Raw genomic sequence first — 5126 nt, 5'->3', positions numbered from 1 at the left:
GCGTGCACCTTGAGAACCGGATACTGCGAGGATGGACACACAAGCTGTGTCGCATCCGGGCAGACATCGAACCATTTGAAATGGTCTAACTTGGATTTGTTTTTCGCAAGGCCGCCGAGAGGCGGCCCCGAGAAATTCCTTTTCCTATCTAATAGAACCATATGAATCGAACGGAACCGATCAGCGATGAACTGAGAGGACCGGACGGGCTCGAAGCCCAGAATATTTGGACGGAGAGTTCGATCCTGGCTCAGGATGAACGCTGGCGGCGCGCCTAACACATGCAAGTCGAACGGCACCCCTCTCCGGAGGGAAGCGAGTGGCGAACGGCTGAGTAACACGTGGAGAACCTGCCCCCTCCCCCGGGATAGCCGCCCGAAAGGACGGGTAATACCGGATACCCCCGGGCGCCGCATGGCGCCCGGGCTAAAGCCCCGACGGGAGGGGATGGCTCCGCGGCCCATCAGGTAGACGGCGGGGTGACGGCCCACCGTGCCGACAACGGGTAGCCGGGTTGAGAGACCGACCGGCCAGATTGGGACTGAGACACGGCCCAGACTCCTACGGGAGGCAGCAGTGGGGAATCTTGCGCAATGGGGGGAACCCTGACGCAGCGACGCCGCGTGCGGGACGGAGGCCTTCGGGTCGTAAACCGCTTTCAGCAGGGAAGAGTCAAGACTGTACCTGCAGAAGAAGCCCCGGCTAACTACGTGCCAGCAGCCGCGGTAATACGTAGGGGGCGAGCGTTATCCGGATTCATTGGGCGTAAAGCGCGCGTAGGCGGCCCGGCAGGCCGGGGGTCGAAGCGGGGGGCTCAACCCCCCGAAGCCCCCGGAACCTCCGCGGCTTGGGTCCGGTAGGGGAGGGTGGAACACCCGGTGTAGCGGTGGAATGCGCAGATATCGGGTGGAACACCGGTGGCGAAGGCGGCCCTCTGGGCCGAGACCGACGCTGAGGCGCGAAAGCTGGGGGAGCGAACAGGATTAGATACCCTGGTAGTCCCAGCCGTAAACGATGGACGCTAGGTGTGGGGGGACGATCCCCCCGTGCCGCAGCCAACGCATTAAGCGTCCCGCCTGGGGAGTACGGCCGCAAGGCTAAAACTCAAAGGAATTGACGGGGGCCCGCACAAGCAGCGGAGCATGTGGCTTAATTCGAAGCAACGCGAAGAACCTTACCAGGGCTTGACATATGGGTGAAGCGGGGGAGACCCCGTGGCCGAGAGGAGCCCATACAGGTGGTGCATGGCTGTCGTCAGCTCGTGTCGTGAGATGTTGGGTTAAGTCCCGCAACGAGCGCAACCCCCGCCGCGTGTTGCCATCGGGTGATGCCGGGAACCCACGCGGGACCGCCGCCGTCAAGGCGGAGGAGGGCGGGGACGACGTCAAGTCATCATGCCCCTTATGCCCTGGGCTGCACACGTGCTACAATGGCCGGTACAGAGGGATGCCACCCCGCGAGGGGGAGCGGATCCCGGAAAGCCGGCCCCAGTTCGGATTGGGGGCTGCAACCCGCCCCCATGAAGTCGGAGTTGCTAGTAATCGCGGATCAGCATGCCGCGGTGAATGCGTTCCCGGGCCTTGTACACACCGCCCGTCACACCACCCGAGTCGTCTGCACCCGAAGTCGCCGGCCCAACCGAGAGGGGGGAGGCGCCGAAGGTGTGGAGGGTGAGGGGGGTGAAGTCGTAACAAGGTAGCCGTACCGGAAGGTGCGGCTGGATCACCTCCTTTCTAGGGAGATAAATCTTCTAGAGAGATCAACTTAACTCGAATAGAGGGCAGGAGCCCGTCCGGTTGATGTCGCCCGGAGTAAGTCCCCGCAGCACCCGGTCCCCGGGGTCGCACCCGCGTACCTTGAGAGCCGCATAGCGATAGGAGAGAGATGGAAGATCATTCTTCCAGACTCGATTCTTTTCTGCGATTTATCAGACAGAATGATAGCAATCATTCATCCGATCCAAACAAGAAGAATTCACTTATATATGAGTGAGGAGCATCTGATCGCGAGCACAGTGAAGACACTGTGCCGCGGTATGAGATACCCGAATTGCGACATACGAGCGCTATTCATGATATCGATTAATTTTTATTAGCGACACGTGGATATCCCGCGGGCCCGATGCGGTCCCGCAAGATACCACGGGCGCACGGCGGATGCCTTGGCACAGGGAGCCGATGAAGGACGCGGCAAGCTGCGATAATCCCCGGCGAGGAGCACACATCCTTCGACCCGGGGGTCTCCGAATGGGCGAACCCATCCACAGAGGTGTGGATATCCCCGGCCCGAACACATAGGGCCGGGGAGGACAACCCGGGGAACTGAAACATCTAAGTACCCGGAGGAGAGGAAATCAATCTCGAGACTCCCCGAGTAGCGGCGAGCGAAAGGGGACCGATGGCCAAACCGTCGAGCGGGCATACCCGGCAGGGGTTCCGCCGACGGGGTTGCAGGGCCGCGCATCCGGGGGCTGCCGCCCCCGGGCGCAGGTCCGGCTGGGGAGCGGAACGGCATGGGAGGGCCGGCCGCAGCGGGTGACAGCCCCGTACGCGAACCCAGACCGGACGGCGCGACGCGGTCCCTGAGTAGGGCCGGGCACGTGAAACCCGGTCCGAACCTGGGTGGACCACCATCCAAGCCTGAGTACTACCCTGTGACCGATAGCGCACCAGTACCGTGAGGGAAAGGTGAAAAGCACCCCGGGAGGGGAGTGAAACAGTACCTGAAACCGTGCGCCCACGAGCAGTCGGAGCACCTTTATGGTGTGACGGCGTGCCTTTTGTAGAATGAGCCAGCGAGTCGCTGGCGCGGGGCGAGGTTAACCGAAAGGGAGCCGAAGCGAAAGCGAGCCTTAACAGGGCGACTTGAGTCCCGCGCCGCGGACGCGAAGCCGGGTGAGCTATCCGTGGGCAGGCTGAAGCGGGGGTAAGACCCCGTGGAGGGCCGAACGCACGTCGGTTGAAAACGGCGGCGATGACCTGCGGATAGGGGTGAAAGGCCAATCAAACCCGGAGATATCTCGTTCTCCCCGAAATAGCTTTAGGGCTAGCGTCGCGCGTTCACCGCCGGAGGTAGAGCACCGGATGGACGAGGGGGCTTCGCCGCCTACCGAATCCAACCGAACTCCGAATGCCGGCGGCCCAGAGCGCGGCAGTCAGAGCATGTGGGCTAAGCTGTGTGCTCGAGAGGGAAACAGCCCGGACCGCCCGCTAAGGTCCCCAAGTTCCAGCCGAGTGGCAAAGGATGTGCGTCCGCCCAGACAACCAGGATGTTGGCTTAGAAGCAGCCATCCATTCAAAGAGTGCGTAACAGCTCACTGGTCGAGTGGACATGCGCCGACAATACACGGGGCTAAGCTGGACACCGAAGCGGCGGGATTTTAATTCATTAGAATCGGTAGGGGAGCTTCCCATGGGCGGAGAAGCCGGAGGGCGACCGACGGTGGAGCGCATGGGAGTGAGAATGCTGGCATGAGTAGCGAGAGACGAGAGAGTAACTCGTCCGCCGTGAACCCGAGGTTTCCTGGGCAAGGCTAATCCTCCCAGGGTCAGTCGGGGGCTAAGGCGAGGCCGGGAGGCGTAGCCGACGCGCAGCAGGCAGACATTCCTGCACCGCGCACGCGGCGCTACGACCGACGGGGCGACGGATGGGGGTGGCTCGGCGGGGTTCTGGACGTCCCCGTGATGGAGCGCGGCCCGCGGACCAGGGAAATCCGGTCCGCAGAAGGGCGAGGCTCCGGACGAAGCGATTGAGCGAAGCGAGTGAGCCCGAGGTCCCTAGAAAAACCCCTAGGCAGGCGCGTGCGCGCCCGTACCGCAAACCGACACAGGTGGGTGGGTAGAACATACCGAGGCGATCGGGTCAACCATGGTCAAGGAACTCGGCACAATGGCCCCGTAACTTCGGGAGAAGGGGTGCCCGCGCGTACGTGAACCGGCTTGCCCGGGGAGCGGAGGCGGGCCGCAGTGGAGAGGCCCAAGCGACTGTTTACCAAAAACACAGGACTCTGCAGAAGCCGCAAGGCGACGTATAGGGTCTGACGCCTGCCCGGTGCCGGAAGGTCACGCGGAGGAGTTAGCCGCAAGGCGAAGCCCCGAAGCCAAGCCCCGGTAAACGGCGGCCGTAACTATAACGGTCCTAAGGTAGCGAAATTCCTTGTCGGGTAAGTTCCGACCTGCACGAAAGGCGCAACGACTTGGGCGCTGTCTCGACCATGGACCCGGTGAAATTGCACTGGTCGTGAAGATGCGACTTACCCGCGGAAGGACGGAAAGACCCCGTGAACCTTCACTGCAGCTTGGCATTGGCCGCTGGTCCCGCGTGTAGAGGATAGGCAGGAGGCACAGATCCGGAGGCGCCAGCCCCCGGGGAGCCGCCCTTGGAATACTGCCCTCGCGCGACCGGCGTCCTAACCCGAGGCCGTCAACCGGCTCGGGGACCGTGCCAGGCGGGCAGTTTGACTGGGGCGGTCGCCTCCTAAAGGGTAACGGAGGCGCGCGAAGGTCCGCTCGGGACGGTCGGCAACCGTCCTTTTGAATGCAAGAGTACAAGCGGGCTTGACTGCGAGGCCCACAAGCCGAGCAGGTGCGAAAGCAGGCTCTAGTGATCCGGCGGCCCCGAGTGGGTGGGCCGTCGCTCAACGGATAAAAGGTACTCCGGGGATAACAGGCTGATCTTGCCCAAGAGTCCACATCGACGGCAAGGTTTGGCACCTCGATGTCGGCTCATCGCATCCTGGGGCTGGAGCAGGTCCCAAGGGTACGGCTGTTCGCCGTTTAAAGCGGTACGCGAGCTGGGTTCAGAACGTCGTGAGACAGTTCGGTCCCTATCCTCCGTGGGCGCAGGAGAATCGATGGAGGCTGCCCCCAGTACGAGAGGACCGGGGTGGACGCACCTCCGGTGAACCGGTTGTCGACCAACGGCACGGCCGGGTAGCCGCGTGCGGCGCGGATAACCGCTGAAGGCATCTAAGCGGGAAGCCGTTCCAGGGATTAGTTCTCCTTCCGGTAAGGGCCCAGGTAGACTACCTGGTCGATAGACGGCAGGTGCAAGGGCGGCGACGTCCTCAGCCGAGCCGCACTAATCGCCCGAGCTCTTCCGGAACCGCACCTCGCGGCCCGCGGGAC

2 rRNA genes are annotated in these 5126 nt (G+C 63.0%); both read left to right on the top strand.

Features of this window, described 5'->3' with window-relative positions:
* The first annotated feature begins 227 nt into the window (after positions 1-227).
* Positions 228-1733, top strand: a 16S ribosomal RNA gene (locus tag ABCP74_RS09285).
* 396 nt (positions 1734-2129) lie between these two features.
* Positions 2130-5103: ribosomal RNA gene (locus ABCP74_RS09280) — 23S ribosomal RNA — on the top strand.
* Together the 16S and 23S rRNA genes form the textbook arrangement of a ribosomal RNA operon.
* The last annotated feature ends 23 nt before the right edge of the window (positions 5104-5126 follow it).

Source organism: Collinsella aerofaciens (assembly GCF_039062315.1).
In the GTDB taxonomy this organism is placed as follows: Bacteria; Actinomycetota; Coriobacteriia; order Coriobacteriales; family Coriobacteriaceae; genus Collinsella; species Collinsella aerofaciens_BG.
Note: the sequence above shows the minus strand (reverse complement) of the source record. Positions and strands in the feature narration are given on the sequence as shown.